The sequence below is a fragment of the Peribacillus muralis genome, assembly GCF_001645685.2.
Classification (GTDB): Bacteria; Bacillota; Bacilli; order Bacillales; family DSM-1321; genus Peribacillus; species Peribacillus muralis_A.
This window is the reverse complement of the sequence record NZ_CP017080.1, coordinates 3,276,955-3,292,084: the sequence shown is the minus strand read 5'-3', so window position 1 is coordinate 3,292,084 and position 15,130 is coordinate 3,276,955. Positions and strand designations below refer to the sequence as shown.

13 protein-coding genes and 2 pseudogenes are annotated in these 15,130 nt (G+C 32.7%); 14 read left to right on the top strand and 1 reads right to left on the bottom strand.

From position 1 onward, the window contains the following. The 9 genes from ABE28_RS16010 (at position 1) to ABE28_RS15970 (ending at position 11,979) form a co-directional block, all read left to right on the top strand. Positions 1-1,029: a polysaccharide biosynthesis protein gene (locus ABE28_RS16010; RefSeq protein ID WP_064464415.1), complete on the top strand. Its 1,029-nt coding sequence runs from the start codon at positions 1-3 to the stop codon at positions 1,027-1,029. Positions 1,030-1,086: 57 nt separating this feature from the next. Further along, the gene (locus ABE28_RS16005) at positions 1,087-2,196 is read left to right on the top strand and encodes a polysaccharide biosynthesis C-terminal domain-containing protein (RefSeq protein WP_064464417.1); all 1,110 of its coding nucleotides are present in this window, start codon (positions 1,087-1,089) and stop codon (positions 2,194-2,196) included. Between the two features lie 5 nt (positions 2,197-2,201). Next, entirely contained in the window at positions 2,202-3,329 is a 1,128-nt protein-coding gene (gene wecB, locus ABE28_RS16000; protein ID WP_064464419.1) for a non-hydrolyzing UDP-N-acetylglucosamine 2-epimerase, read from the top strand. Between the two features lie 21 nt (positions 3,330-3,350). Next, positions 3,351-4,592 (top strand): glycosyltransferase, encoded by a 1,242-nt coding sequence (locus ABE28_RS15995; protein WP_064464421.1) that lies wholly within the window; start codon positions 3,351-3,353, stop codon positions 4,590-4,592. 835 nt (positions 4,593-5,427) lie between these two features. Beyond that, on the top strand, positions 5,428-6,777 hold the full coding sequence (locus ABE28_RS15990) for a flippase (protein ID WP_064464434.1): 1,350 nt from the start codon (positions 5,428-5,430) through the stop codon (positions 6,775-6,777). Between the two features lie 613 nt (positions 6,778-7,390). Further along, positions 7,391-8,089: a xenobiotic acyltransferase family protein gene (locus ABE28_RS15985; RefSeq protein ID WP_064464423.1), complete on the top strand. Its 699-nt coding sequence runs from the start codon at positions 7,391-7,393 to the stop codon at positions 8,087-8,089. Continuing rightward, a complete protein-coding gene (locus tag ABE28_RS15980) occupies positions 8,086-9,282 on the top strand; it encodes a glycosyltransferase (protein WP_064464425.1) in 1,197 nt (398 codons plus the stop codon). Before ABE28_RS15985 ends, ABE28_RS15980 begins: the two co-directional genes overlap by 4 nt. A 199-nt stretch (positions 9,283-9,481) precedes the next feature. Then, positions 9,482-10,720 carry an O-antigen ligase family protein gene (locus ABE28_RS15975; protein WP_064464427.1) on the top strand — a complete coding sequence of 413 codons (1,239 nt, stop codon included), beginning with the start codon at positions 9,482-9,484 and terminating at the stop codon, positions 10,718-10,720. Further along, positions 10,717-11,979 (top strand): glycosyl hydrolase family 28-related protein, encoded by a 1,263-nt coding sequence (locus ABE28_RS15970; protein ID WP_064464429.1) that lies wholly within the window; start codon positions 10,717-10,719, stop codon positions 11,977-11,979. The genes ABE28_RS15975 and ABE28_RS15970 overlap by 4 nt, the downstream gene beginning before the upstream one ends. Positions 11,980-12,131: 152 nt before the next feature. On the opposite strand, the pseudogene ABE28_RS15965 reads toward ABE28_RS15970, so the two are convergent. Next, positions 12,132-13,253: pseudogene (locus tag ABE28_RS15965) on the bottom strand (IS3 family transposase). A 167-nt stretch (positions 13,254-13,420) separates the two neighbouring features. On the opposite strand from ABE28_RS15965, the gene ABE28_RS15955 reads away from it, so the two are divergent. The 5 genes and pseudogenes from ABE28_RS15955 to ABE28_RS25975 all read left to right on the top strand — a co-directional run bounded on the left by ABE28_RS15955 (position 13,421) and on the right by ABE28_RS25975 (position 14,978). Next, positions 13,421-13,657 (top strand): transposase, encoded by a 237-nt coding sequence (locus ABE28_RS15955; RefSeq protein WP_064463621.1) that lies wholly within the window; start codon positions 13,421-13,423, stop codon positions 13,655-13,657. After that, positions 13,654-14,190 carry a Mu transposase domain-containing protein gene (locus ABE28_RS15950; RefSeq protein WP_064463620.1) on the top strand — a complete coding sequence of 179 codons (537 nt, stop codon included), beginning with the start codon at positions 13,654-13,656 and terminating at the stop codon, positions 14,188-14,190. Before ABE28_RS15955 ends, ABE28_RS15950 begins: the two co-directional genes overlap by 4 nt. A gap of 26 nt (positions 14,191-14,216) precedes the next feature. Further along, positions 14,217-14,348: a hypothetical protein gene (locus tag ABE28_RS25985; protein ID WP_306807298.1), complete on the top strand. Its 132-nt coding sequence runs from the start codon at positions 14,217-14,219 to the stop codon at positions 14,346-14,348. Beyond that, a pseudogene (locus tag ABE28_RS25980) lies at positions 14,345-14,589 on the top strand (ATP-binding protein). Before ABE28_RS25985 ends, ABE28_RS25980 begins: the two are co-directional and overlap by 4 nt. A gap of 35 nt (positions 14,590-14,624) precedes the next feature. Beyond that, complete coding sequence (locus tag ABE28_RS25975) at positions 14,625-14,978, top strand: ATP-binding protein (protein ID WP_306807297.1); 354 nt, start codon at positions 14,625-14,627, stop codon at positions 14,976-14,978. Positions 14,979-15,130: the final 152 nt, after the last annotated feature.

Here is a 15,130-nt window from a genome sequence, read left to right as displayed (position 1 = left end):
ATGTTTAAAGATAAAACGTTATTAATAACTGGAGGAACTGGCTCATTTGGTAATGCCGTAATGAATAGATTTCTAGATACTGATATAAAAGAAATTCGTATTTTCTCTCGTGATGAAAAAAAACAAGATGATATGAGAAAGAAATATAATAACGATAAGCTTAAGTTTTATCTTGGGGATGTTAGAGATTTGGCTAGTGTTAAAAATGCTATGCACGGGGTGGATTATGTTTTCCATGCTGCTGCCTTAAAACAAGTTCCATCTTGTGAGTTTTTCCCGTTAGAAGCCGTGAAAACTAACATTTTAGGGACGGATAATGTTTTAACAGCGGCTATAGATTTCGGAGTCAAAAAGGTAATTTGTCTTTCAACAGATAAAGCAGCTTACCCAATAAATGCCATGGGGATTTCTAAAGCCATGATGGAAAAAGTTTTTGTTGCTAAAGCAAAAACTGTTGATCCAGAAAAAACGCTTATTTGTGGAACTAGATATGGTAATGTAATGGCCTCACGTGGATCTGTTATACCATTATTTATTGAACAAATTAAAAGTGGTCAGTCTTTAACCATTACGGATCCTAATATGACTAGATATCTCATGAGTCTTGAAGAAGCAGTAGAGCTGGTTATCTTTGCGTTCCAAAATGCAGCAGCTGGAGACATTATGGTACAGAAAGCACCTGCAAGTTACATTGGAGACTTGGCTCAGGCGATTAAAGAATTATTCAAGGCAGATAATGAAATTAAAGTTATTGGTACAAGGCACGGAGAAAAATTATACGAAACTCTGCTTACAAGAGAAGAATATGTAGTATCAGAAGATCTAGGTGGTTTCTTCCGGGTTCCAGCAGATAAAAGAGATTTAAATTATGATAAATATTTCGCAGAAGGTGATAAAAAGCTATCTACGGAAGAAGAATATAACTCTCATAATACCCAAATCTTAAGTATCGAACAGATTAAAGAAAAACTAATTGAATTAGAATATGTTCAAAATGAACTTAAGGGTATGAAGGTACTTTCTTCATAATAAGAATACATTAAGCTTCTTATATTTTTTAGGTACTTAGAAAGGTTGGTTTTTATAGTGAAAATACTCGTTACAGGAGCAAATGGATTTGTAGGCCAAAACTTAATTGAGGAATTAAAAAATAAAGGCTATGAAGATATTTTCAAGGTTACTAGAGAAACTGAACCGACTTTATTGGATACTTATGCTAAAGAATGTGATTTTGTTTTTCATTTGGCGGGAGTAAACCGTCCTGACGATGAAAAAGAATTTATTCAAGGTAACTTCCACTTTACGCTCGAGTTACTTGAGCTATTAAAAAAACATAATAATAAATCGCCTGTGCTTATTACCTCGTCTATACAGGCTGGAAAAGATAACCCATATGGTATAAGCAAAAAAGCTGGTGAGGATGTTCTGTTTGAATATAGTAATCAAACAGGAGCTGAGGCATTTGTATACAGACTTTCTAATTTATTTGGAAAGTGGAGTAAACCTAATTACAATACAGTTGTGGCGACTTATTGCCATAATATCTCTAGAAATATAGATATTCAAATTAATAATTATGATGCCGAATTAACGCTCTGTTATATTGATGATGTACTAGAAGAATTTATAAACGCTTTGGAAGGGAATCCTACTAAAGAAAATCTATATTGCTACGTGAAAACAACACATACGATTAAATTAGGGGAATTAGCTGAACGTATAAAAAGCTTTAAAGAGAGTAGAGTGGAGTTAAGCATTCCTAATATGGAAGACGTCTTAACAAAGAAGCTTTACAGTACATATTTAAGCTTTTTACCAGAAGACAGCTTTTCCTATGATTTGAAAATGAATTGTGATAACAGAGGTTCTTTCACAGAATTTATTAGAACACCTGAAAGAGGGCAAGTGTCGGTAAATGTATCAAAACCTGGTATTACCAAAGGAAACCACTGGCATCATACTAAAAATGAAAAATTTTTAGTAGTAAGTGGAGAAGGTCTTATTAGATTCAGAAAAATAGATTCAGAAGAAATTATTGAATATAGAGTAAGCGGAGAAAAGTTACAAGTTGTAGATATTCCTACTGGCTATACACATTCTATTGTAAATGTAGGAGAAAATGATCTTGTAACAGTAATGTGGGTTAATGAATGCTTTGATTCAGAAAAACCCGATACAATATATTTGGAGGTATAATTTTAATGGAAAAAATGAAAGTAATGACTATAGTAGGAACAAGACCAGAGATTATTAGGCTATCAGAAGTAATTAAAGCTTGCGATAAATACTTTAAACATATTTTGGTACACACAGGACAAAATTGGGATTATAGTCTTAATGATATCTTTTTTGATGAATTAGGATTAAAACAGCCAAATCATTATTTAGGAGTGGTTGGTGAAGATCTTGGTGAAACCATGGGGAATATTATCGCTGCTTCCTACAAAATTCTAAAACAAGAGCAACCTGATGCGCTATTGATTTTAGGGGATACAAATAGCTGTTTAAGTGCAGTTGCGGCAAAACGCTTAAAAATACCTATTTTTCATATGGAAGCTGGTAATCGTTGCTTTGACCAAAATGTACCAGAAGAAATAAATAGAAAAATTGTGGATCATATATCTGATATCAATTTGGCCTATACGGAACATAGTCGTCGCTACTTATTATCAGAAGGTATTAGAAAAGAACATGTTTTTGTAACAGGATCCCCAATGACAGAAGTTCTAAATAAAAATATGAATAGTATTAAAAATAGTGCAGTGCTAGAAGAATTAAATCTTGAAAAAGGTGAATATATCCTTATTTCGGCACATCGTGAAGAAAATATTGATAACGAAAAAAATTTTTTATCATTAATGAATGCTATTAACAATATTGCAGAAAAATATCAATTACCTGTTATTTATTCAACTCACCCACGTAGCTGGAAAAAAATTGAGGAAAGAGGTTTCAAATTCCATCCACTCGTCCGTCAATTACAACCTTTCGGATTTTTTGACTACAACCAGCTGCAGCATAATGCTTTCACAGTATTATCAGACAGCGGAACACTTTCAGAGGAATCTGCTATTCTAAACTTCCCAGGTGTTTTAATAAGGACATCAACAGAACGTCCTGAAGTTCTTGATAAAGGAACTGTGGTAATCGGTGGTATTACAGAAAAAGATATTGTGCTAGGTGTAGAATTGAGCAGAGCAATGTGGGAGAACGAGGAAATAACATATCTTGCGAATGATTATCAGGATGAAAATGTGTCGGTTAAGGTTATTAAGATTTTGCAAAGTTATGTAAAGATAATAGATAAAGTAGTATGGAGAAAAGAATAAACTTATTCGAGGATGATTAAAATGGATATACTTTTTTTAGGAGGAGTATTTGCAAAAGATAAAGAAGAGGAAATTTACAAAAAGAGTAATGGAACAGTTCAAGCTGCAGCAAATGCATTACAATGGAATATTATAGAGGGGTTAGACTCTTGGAATATAACCCCTATTAAAATAATAAATTCTATTTTTGTGGGATCATTCCCTAATCGTTATAAAGATATTTATATAAAATCAAGACATTGGAGCCATACTAATGGTGCAAACGACAAAGATGTAGGTTTCCTTAATTTGTTTGGAGTAAAGCATATGTGGAAAGCTAAAGCTTTAAGCATACAAATATTAAAATGGGCTGAAACTAAAAATGATGAGAAAAAGGTTATAATTATATACTCAATGCACACTCCTTTCATATATGCAGCTATAAAAGCGAAGCAAGTAAATCCAAATGTACATATTTGTCTTATATGTCCTGATTTACCAGAATACATGAATCCAGGAGGAAAGGATAACAAGTTGTTAAGTATACTTAAGTCCATGGATAAATATTTCATGAATCGGTTTTTAAAAATGGTTGATTCATTTGTGTTTTTAACCAAGTATATGGAAGAAAGAATCGCTGTAGGAACTAAACCTTGGATTGTTATGGAAGGGATAGTTAATACTAGTGAGTTAATAGTAAAACAAAACGATGAGTTTAAAAAAAGTAATGAAAAAGTAGTGTTATATACGGGGACGCTAAACAAAGCTTACGGTATAATGGACCTTTTAGAGTCATTTAATATAATAACTGATCCTTCTATTCATCTTTGGATTTGTGGGGCAGGTGATGCCCAAGTAGAAGTGGAAAAATCATCTGCGTATGATGAGAGAATTAAGTACTTTGGTCAGGTATCTCGAAATACTGCAATGAAGCTTCAAAGTGAAGCTAATCTTTTAATTAACCCACGTAACAATGAGGGAGAGTATACTAAATTTTCATTTCCATCAAAAACTATGGAATATTTGCTTTCAGGTACTCCCGTGTTAATTTATAAATTACAAGGTATTCCTGAAGAGTATTATAGTTATATATTTACAATTGAAGGGATAGGACCAATAGGTATAGCTTCTAGTATAGAAAGAGTTTTAAAAAATGGTAGAAGAGAATTAAAACTTCATGGTATGAAAGCTCGAAATTTTGTAATAAATGAAAAAAATAATAAAATTCAAGCTAAAAGAATAATTGATTTAGTGAATGAAATTAAAACGGATAAGGTCTTGTGACAATATCTTTTTTTTAAAAAATAGCTGTTATAACCTAATAACTTAGATAGGCAGCGGTAGTTTTAAATTAGTATTCTAACTTATAGCAAATAAACCAATAAAATACATTTTTTTCGGGTTTGTAGTGGTTATGTAATCTATTAGTAATATAATTATATAAAGATATATCAACTCTAAGATAATTATTCCATTTAAGTTAGTCTTCACCAAACATACTTGCGAAATTCACACATGATTTGCTCACGATGATAATCTCTTTATTATCAAGCGGATTGTTTAATAAAAGTTGTGTCTTAATCAAGAAAAGTTTTGGTGTTGACACTTATGGATTGGTTTTCTGTTCTTTTAGTGAAAAATCCATCGAATAGAGTTTTACATTTTTGGTCGCCTATATCTTCTTGAAATTTTTCTGTGAAAAGTTTAGTAATGTTTTTAAATTTTTAAAAAAAGATTTTTTTTTTGTTATTTTATTATAGTCTTTCACACTTTTAGGATATTCTTTTGTTTCCACTAATAACTACATCCAGTTTAAGGTAGATTGGGTTTGTAGGTCAGAATTTGACATTTAATACTTTTTGTACTGGAATCATAAATTAATCTATATTTTAAAAAACGGAGTAACCATTGATTTAATATGGATTGAGTATATATAATTCTAACAAAATTTCATATTTTTATTATACAAGTAATAGTGTTTGAATTTAGGTTTCCTTTTTTTATTCGTCCGTAATATAACTAGGAGCATTTTTTTGTTTTCTAAAATATTTGGCGAATTAAAATATAAAAAATAGAGCTGGTCAAAATATATAATAAGCGAGAAGGAAATAATTTGACTATGAATAATAGTAATAAAACTTTTAAAATGCTTATTTCAAAAAATGTAGTTGCTACTAGAATAATCAAAAATTCCGGCTGGATAGTAAGTGATAAGCTGTTTACGTTGGTTATAGGCGTGTTTGTTACTGCCCTTATTGCTCGCTATTTTGGACCCGAGCAATATGGTCAATTTAACTACACCTTGGCATTTGTTTCTTTGTTTACTGCTATTTCTACTCTAGGACTGGAAACGTTGACTGTTAAGTCTATCATCGATAAGAGGGTAAATGAAGGGGTCATTTTATTTACAAGCTTACTACTTAGAGTAATTGGTGGAATTGTTTTAACAATAATGGCTACTGGGATAATAAGAATCATTGAACCTGAGGACAAAAACCTGCATTTGTTAGTTCTAGTTATGTCGTTTACGATAAGTGTTAAATCAGTTGAAGTAATCGAGTACTGGATACAGGCTAATCAAAAAGCTAAAATTTCTTCTATCATTCGCATGTCTGTTTATGTCATTATGGCTGTTTTGAAAATTCTCTTAGTTGTTAAAGAAGGAACTCTCCTACAATTTGCGCTTATATATACTCTTGATGCGTTTTTAATTAGTGTCGCCCTTTTGATAGCCTATTTTAAAGTAAGAGAGGATAAATCACTCTGGACATTTAGTTTTTCCTATGCAAAAGGAATTTTAACGCAGAGTTGGTATCTTATACTCTCAGGTCTTATGATTACACTTTATATGAGAATAGACCAGGTTATGCTTGGAACAATGATGCCAACAAAGACAGAAGTTGGTATCTACTCTGCAGCAGTGCAAATTTCCGAAATGTGGTATTTTGTACCAATGGCCATTATAACCTCGTTTAAACCTATAATTATGAATAATAAAATTAACAATGAAGAAAACTACCTTAACTCTATGCAAATTTTGTACACCATTATCGCATGGACTGGAATTGGATTTGGGATAGCAATATTAATTTTGTCAAAAATAATAGTAAGAGTATTGTATGGAGTAGAATATATAGAAGCGGCCAGTATTTTGTCTATCAGTGTCTTTGCAGGAACATTTGCTTTGCTTGGATCGGCGAGGTCGGTATGGTTAATATCTGAAGGCTTACAAAAATACACATTAATTTATACTCTTGTAGGTTTAATATTAAACGTCATATTAAATTATTTCTTAATACCCCAAATGGGTGCGTATGGAGCAGCTATTGCTACCTTGGCTGCACAAATATTTGCTAATGTATTTGTATTATATTTCTTTTCTAAAACTAAGATTTCTACTTATATGATACTAAAGGCATTTTCAATACCAAACCTTATAGAAAGTATTAGAATGATAAGAAAACTTTAAATGTTAATTAGATTCAGTAATTTAATCTAAGCTATATTATTTAAAGGGATATTTAGAACCTTTGGGGCAGGGAACGGTTGTTTACTAAATGCAATACAATGAAGTATAAAGTGTTAGAATGTCCTGCTATGAAGAATTATAACCTCCAGTATGTTGAAGTCATTAAAAATTATTAAAAAGAATGATAAATAAAGTCTTACATGTGTAGTGGTTACTTTTGTGCAATGGTCAAAACTAAGGAAATAATTCAATAGTGAAACAATCTAGTGAAGTAAAAAATGATTATTCATATTATTAGTATACATGGAGCCTCAGTAATTCTGAGCTATGAAAAGAAATACCAACGGCTACTAAATTTTTTTGAAAAAGTGTTCACTCTTATTCGAGAGAGTTAGATTGAGAAAAACATGTGTATAAAAACGACAAATATATCAGCCTATTTTTATGAGATTAGGAGCATTGTTATTGTTATTTTAAATCTATGCAAAGTTCAATAGGAAAGGAACACAGCAATTACTTATTTTCTCTAAAAATAAAATTTTTATCTTTGATGAGTAGGAGTGATTTACCACCATATTACTTAAAAAAAATTTATGAAGATAGGTGAAATAAATTGAAGTCTACAGCTAAAAGGGTTATTAAGTTTTTTTTGTCGAGGTATCTATCTATTAAAACTAAATCTATTATAAAAGAAAGATGCGACGTGAATTTTAACACTGTACTAGAAGGAAGAAATGTTATTCATAATAATGTTTCCTTTTCTAATAGTAAACTAGGGTATGGTACTTATATTGGAAAAGATTCGAAATTAACAAACTCTCTAATTGGAAGATATTGTTCTATAGCTGAGAATGTAAAATTAATAACTGGGGGTCACCCTACAAATACATTCGTATCTACACATCCAGCCTTTTTTTCTACGTTAAAACAATCGGGATTTAGTTATGTTACAGATACAAAATTTAATGAGTTTAAGTATTCAGATATTAATGATATGTATGCTGTTACTATTGGAAATGATGTGTGGATAGGAGCCGATGTCAAGATAATTGGAGGAGTTAATATTGGTGATGGAGCTATCATTGCTACAGGGGCAGTAGTTGCTAATGATTTGGAACCATATAATATTTATGGTGGAGTACCAGCAAGGAGAATTGGAACTAGATTTACAGAAGAAGAAAAAGCGTTTCTTTTAAGTTTTAAATGGTGGGAACGTGAAACAGAATGGATTAGCGAAAATGCCTTTTTATTTTCAGATATAAAAAAATTCATGGCTTTACACTCACTAGAATACGGAGATGGGCATACATGAAAAATATAGCTATAGTTGTTGTAGCATTCAATCGTGTTAATTCATTATCTAGATTGTTAAAGTCAATAACACAAGCGGAATACTACGGAAAAAAGATAACTCTAATAATTAGTATAGACAATAGCGGTAGCGACGAAGTTGCATCGTATGCACGTGATTTTAAATGGCCTTTTGGTGAAAAAGAGGTTATTCAACATCCTAATCGTCTTGGTTTAAGAAATCACGTTTTGTATTGTGGGAATTTAACAAGTAATTATGATGCTGTGGTAATGTTAGAGGACGATTTATTTATATCAAAGAATTTTATCCCCTATGTTTATCAATCAATTGAAAAATATGATTCATGTGATCAAATTGCTGGTATTTCTCTTTATACTCATTTATGGAATGTAGGAATTCACAGACCATTTGTTCCACAGAATAATGGGTACGATGCTTACTTTTTACAGTACGCACAATCATGGGGACAAGTTTGGACTAAGAGAATGTGGTCTCAGTTTTATGAATGGTATATAGAAAATAATCATGAATTTAGTGAAGATATAGATTTACCCAATAGCGTTGTTAATTGGCCAAAATCTTCTTGGTTAAAATATTATATTCGTTATATCGTAAAGACAAATCGTTATTTTGTTTATCCATATGTAGCACTTACTACTAATTTTACTGATCCAGGTACCCATAATAGCATTTCAAATACTGGTTTTCAGGTTCCCTTGCTCTCTTTTAATAAAGAAACCTATAACCTTCCGGATTTTAAAAAAGATACATTGAAGTATGATGTTTTTTTTGAGCAGGAGGATTTAGGTAGTGTTTTAAATCTTAGTGATGAAGAATTATGTGTGGATCTTTATGGTGATAAAAATAATATTCATAAAAAGCAATTTTGGTTAACTGCAAAAGTATGTAATTATAAGGTAATCAAAAAATTCCCAATTCAACTAAGACCTCATGAACTTAATGTACAATATAATTTAAAGGGTGAGGGGATTTACCTTTATGATACATACAGTGAAGAAACAAATATAACAGCTATTCAGAGTAATAATCTCAAAATATCAGAAGTAAGATATGATGTGAGGGCAATTTCTAATAAAAGTTTATTACATTTATTAAGTTATGAAATTTTACAATATTTTAAAAGAAAACTCATTTTCAAAAGGACTAAAAACAAAAAAAAGAAAATTATATAGTTTCAGGCACCTTTTTTAGATATAAGTGCAAAATTATTGTAGGTTGGTAACATCATTGCGCTTCAAAGGTACTTCCATAGAGTGGAAGAATCTTTTCCACCTCTCTTGAATTCCGATTTTTGGGGTCTTACATACGCTTTTTAGGCTCCTAGATATGGGGTAGATTAGAAGTGAACATTAACAGGGATGGGGAAATGCAATGGAATATGCATTAACACTAGAAAATAATCGTTGTATACAAGTGAATTTTAAAAATATATTGTGGATGTTTATTATATTTGCTTACTGTACAAATCTTTTAAATTTAGGAGTTTATCTTCCTTTAGCTTTTTTTCCATATACTTTTATATACCTAATGAAAAGTAGATTTGGAAAAGGTTTTTGGTTAATCACTCTTTTTTTGGTTTCATTCTCTATATTATATTCAATCATTGTTTATAATTACGGATTCGCTACAAAAGGATTAGTTCTTATGTATTTAATTTACCCTATCACTTTATTTATTTTAGGGTATAAGCTTGTAGAGGGTGACCACAAATACAAAAAAACCAACAGGTGGATTTTTTTGATTGTTGCATCTTTTACTTTTTTTGGTTTTTCTAGCTTAATACAAACAATACAAACATTTGGGAGCATGGAAAACGCTAGTTCTGCATTAGGCGGTAGGATAGTTATAAGTATTTGGGGGGGGAATACTATAACAGCTACAGGGCTAAATACGAGCTTATCGTTTGGATTAGCATTGCTACCTGTGATATTTCTAACTTTTAAAAATAATGCATATTCTAAGATGAAGATTTTAATTATCCTTTGTTTCGGAGCTAGTGCTTATTCAGTTACTCAATTAGGGAACAGGACGGGCCTTATTATAATAGTGGCTTGTTTTATAACGGTATTCCTATTTTCAATGAAAGTAAGTGCCAGAAAGATAATCAATTTTGTTCTTTTGTTAACTTTAACTATTATTACTAAAGTTCTTTTTGATAGTAATTTTTTAAGTATTAGATATGCTTGGGAAGGCACACTATTACATGCTCGTTTTCAAGATATGGAATTATCCGAAGATCCCAGAATTATAACATGGAAAAAAGTATTCATAGGGATTCTGGATAACCCGTTAGGAGGACGACAAACTGAAATCCAGTTAAATTACGCTCATAATTTGTGGCTTGACACTGGTTATGATGCAGGAATTGTCCCTTTCCTATTATTATGTATTTTCACTCTTTTATCTTTAATTTCTTTATTAAGATTTGTGAAAGCGAAGCATCCCGTTATCATAAAAGGAATATTTATTGCACTATATACAACAAGTTTTATAACGTTTTTCGTCGAACCGATCATACAAGGATGGTTTACTTTTTTTTGTATCTTTTGCCTAATTCTAGGGATCACTCACAGATTGAATTTTGACAATAAGAAAAAATTAGAAACATGAAAATGGAAAAGGGATTACTGACTTTGCATTGGATTAAAAATAATAAAAAACGTAGTCTCATCATCACTCTGGTAATTATTGTGATTTTAATTGTTATTAATCAGATAATAAATTCTAATAAAGGGATTACTGATAAAGAGAAAATAGAAAGTCATGGTGTCAATATAAAATCGTTTGGTGCAAAAGGAGATGGAGTTTCTGATGACACCAAAGCTATTAAAAGAGCCTTCAATTCTGAGGATGTGAGTGATCTATACTTTCCAAGTGGAAAGTATTTAATAACTTCTCCAATCATCGTTACACCTGGAACAACACGTCATGTCTCAGGAGGATCAGACGTTGTGATTTCTGTTAAGTTAGCAGCAGGGGAGAATCTTTTAGAATTAAGTCGCAACATATCGTTTGAAAATATTGTATTTGACTTTAACCACGGGTTTTTACGGTACGGTATGTTTTTTCATGCTGAACTAGGAAATATTTCACTGAAGAACATTAAGTTCAAAAACATTAAAGACTCCAACAGTAATGATGGTACAATTATCGTGTACATAGAAACTCAAGGCAATCGGTTGAATGTACAAGATATAGCCTTTGAAGATATGCAAAAAAAGGGAAATGGAGTGATTACAGACTATGCTGGAAATCTTACCTGCCTCTATATTACAAATGTAGTCACCTCTTCAGCTGTAGGCAAAATTAAAGGTGTTCGCATTAATAATATTCACAATATAGACTCCAAAAATAATATAACTAATGAGGATACGTCCGGTATTTATGTTATAACTTCGAAAAACGATAATAAAAATGATTTACACATTGAGGACGTATACGGATACAATTTTGGAAAGCGTCTAATTAAACTACATGCCTCAAACGTAAATATAAAAAAGGTATATGCATATTCAGAAACCAATGATGCTCTATCAGCCATATTTGTTAACTCTGGAGAAGGCTTAGGAGAAAAGGTTAACAGTGTAATTGAAGACGTGACAATTCGCGGTAAGGCTTATATTGCTTTAGCAGCTGTTGGTAGGAACACAACTTTTCGGAATATTGATATAAAAATAGAAAAAACTACCCCAACAAGCAATAGCCAAAATACTGGAATACTAATAATGGGTGATAATGTAGTTGTGGAAAATGCGGAAATTGAAGCGGAACGACCAATATTTCTAGAAAGAAATACAGACAGTAGTGGGTCAGTCAAAAATACACGTCTTAAAAACGTAGAGTTGAGAGGAACTGATGGCGGTAGCTAGTGTTTATTAGTGTTATATGAAATCTATCATTATAGTTGTTTTAATAAATCATCTACTGTTTTATTAATCGGATTTGTTGAGGAACTTAAATGCTCAAATATAAACTATTTCAAGAAAGGGAGTTTATGAAGTTTTGGACTGTCAACACTAAACTAGACAACTTTTTTAAGGTGTTCAAGTTTGTAATTAATCGGACTTACATAACCAAGTGTCCCATGAATTCGTATATGATTAAACCAGTGGACATAGTCATGTAATTCCCTTGTTAATTCTTCTAAGCTATCAAAATGTTGACCTTTCACAAACTCTGTTTTGATGATTTTGAACGTTGCTTCAGCTACTGCATTATCATAGGGGCAGCCCTTCGTGCTTAAAGACCGCTGAATATGAAAAGTCTCTAATGCATCGTCAATCAGTTTATTCTTAAACTCATTTCCACGATCCGTATGGAACAACTGTATTTTACGTAGGTCGACCTTGATGGAGGCAAATGCACGATAAACGAGGAAGGCATCTTTGTTTGGGCCTGTACTGAAGCCTACGATTTCTCGATTAAAGAGATCGACAAATACACATACGTAATGCCATTGTTGATTGACTCTTACGTACGTCAAATCGCTTACAATCACCGTCATTTCTTCCTCCTGGTCAAACGCACGGTTTAGTTCATTTTTCTGTTTTGATTCATTACATGATTTCATATGTGGCTTAAATTGAGCTACGGTGTAAGTAGAGACAAGACCCTGCTCTTGCATAATACGTCCAATTCTTCGCCGCGAGGCGATGAGTCCGCGCTTTTTTAATTCTACTTTGATTTTACGTGTCCCATAATTTTGACGGCTTGCCAAAAATATGTCGATCACATCGGATGTAATGTCATCCTCTTTTTCTCTTTCCTTCGCTTCATAATAATAGGTGCTTCTCGGTAGTTGAAGGACTTTGCACATTGCTGATATCGAGTATTTATGTTGATTATTCTGAATCACATTTACTTTCGTCCTAGTATCAGCGCAGCTTGCTTTAAAATGTCATTTTCCATTTCAAGTTGTTTATTTCGTTTTCGGAGTTCGATCAGTTCCTTTTGTTCATCTGTTAGATTCTCTTTTTCCTTAAAGGAACCAGAGTTCTGACTTTGACTCACCCACTTATCCAAAGACGAAGGCGTAAGGTCATACTCACGAATAATCTCTTTTCTTGGTTTCCCGTTTTGGTACAGCTGTACCATCTGTTGTTTGAAATCTTCCCGTAAATGTTCTGCGTTCTCTTTTGGTCATGTAGATTCTCCTCGAATATATTATCTGTAGTCTACTTGACCTAAAAATTCTGTCCAACTAAGTGTAGCCTATCCAAACCCTATCGAATTCAGCCGAAAAAACAAGCCACTGTAAGATTTGAAACTCCACCAGAAAAACAGGCTCAGATGGATTGGGTGGATGTAGGGATGTATGAGGTGCATGTTCAAAAAGTGCATGAATTCATCATGTTTTTAAGTTATTCCAGAATGAAATATGTGGATTTTATACCAGATATGAAATTAGAAACACTGATGAAATGCCATATGAATACCTTTGCCTACTTTAATGGACTGCCGGAACAGATCCTCTATGACAATATGAAAACAGTCGTCATAAGCCAAAAGCGTGTTATCCTTATCTCCCTCAAACAAAAGGGAAAGTGAAAAGAACGGTTCTTTACGTGAAGAATAATTTCTTTCAAAGAAAACATGAACCGACATTGTATGCTTTAAATCATGATATCCGTATATGGCTTGATCATACGGCCAATCAAAAGAAGAATCAAACGACTAATGAAACACCGGTTCAACGCCTACAACACGAACAAAAATTTCTTCGGTCTTGGGGAATTAAGTCGCTCTTCCCGACTAGTCATTGGGAAATGCGAGAAGTAAGCCGGGATTATTTTATCTCTTATTTAGGTAAAAAATATTCTGTTCCTTTCCGGTATGCGGGTCAAAAAGTAAAGGTTAAAGTAACCTTGGATCATCAAATTGAAATGTATGACGAGCAGGAATGCATTGCTCAACATCCTATTTTAACGAGTAAAACGAAGGTTTATGTAAAGCAAGAGCATTATGAAGGAATGCAAGAAATAGAAAAAGAGCAGGAACTCACGAATCCTCCTGGTTTGGCGGCCAAAAATTCTGTACAAGTCCCTACTCCTATGGTTGAAACACGTTCCCTAGCTTCTTAGGCAGCTCTGGAAGAAGGTGATTCACTATGAAAAACCAACTCGAAGAGCAGTTAGAGACGCTTGGTTGGCTAGAAACAGCCAATCAATTAGATGATCTTTTAGAGAAAGCTTCTAAAAAAATGTATCATATTTTCATTTTTTACACACGCTTGTTTTGAGAGAATCTGAAGCTAGACAGTCAAATCTTTTATCCAAGAGGATGAAGAGTGCCAAGCTTCCTTACATGAAGACAATCTATGATTTTGAATATACGTTTCAACCAAGTGTAAGTGAGCAGCGCGTAAGGAAGACCTTGCTTGTCGATACATCGCAAACGGGGAAAATAGAATTCTATTAGGTCCACCAGGTGTAGGAAAAATACATTTGGCCATATCCTTCGCCATAGAAGCTCTTACATAAGGATACACTGCCTTATTTTTAACGGCTGATGAAGTGTGGTATCAGAATGCCGAAAGGCAGAATTCAAAGGGACTATCCATCGTTTAGTTAACAAATGGAGCCGACCCAATTTACTCATCATCGATGAAGTAGGGTATTTTCCTTTTGATGAACGAACGGCCAATATCTTTTTTCAGGTAGTGTCCAAACGATATGAGAATGGGGCGATGATCCTAACATCTAATAAATCATTTATGGAATGGGGAAAGGTTTTTGGAGATGATGTGTTAGCTACAGCGATTCTAGATCGCATCCTTCGTCACTCCATCACTTTTAATATCAAAGGTGAATCTTATCGCCTCAAAGAAAAGAAAAAGGCAGGCGTTTTCCCTACCAAGTTAACTGAGTAACCGATATGAATGGGGATTTTTATTTCGATGAAAATGGGGAAAACCGATGTTGACACTGAAAGCTCTTTGTCTTTTTATTAACCTGGATGAGTCGTGTTTCTTCTATTATATATTCCTCATGCCCAACACACATATTTTACTATAAATGCCTT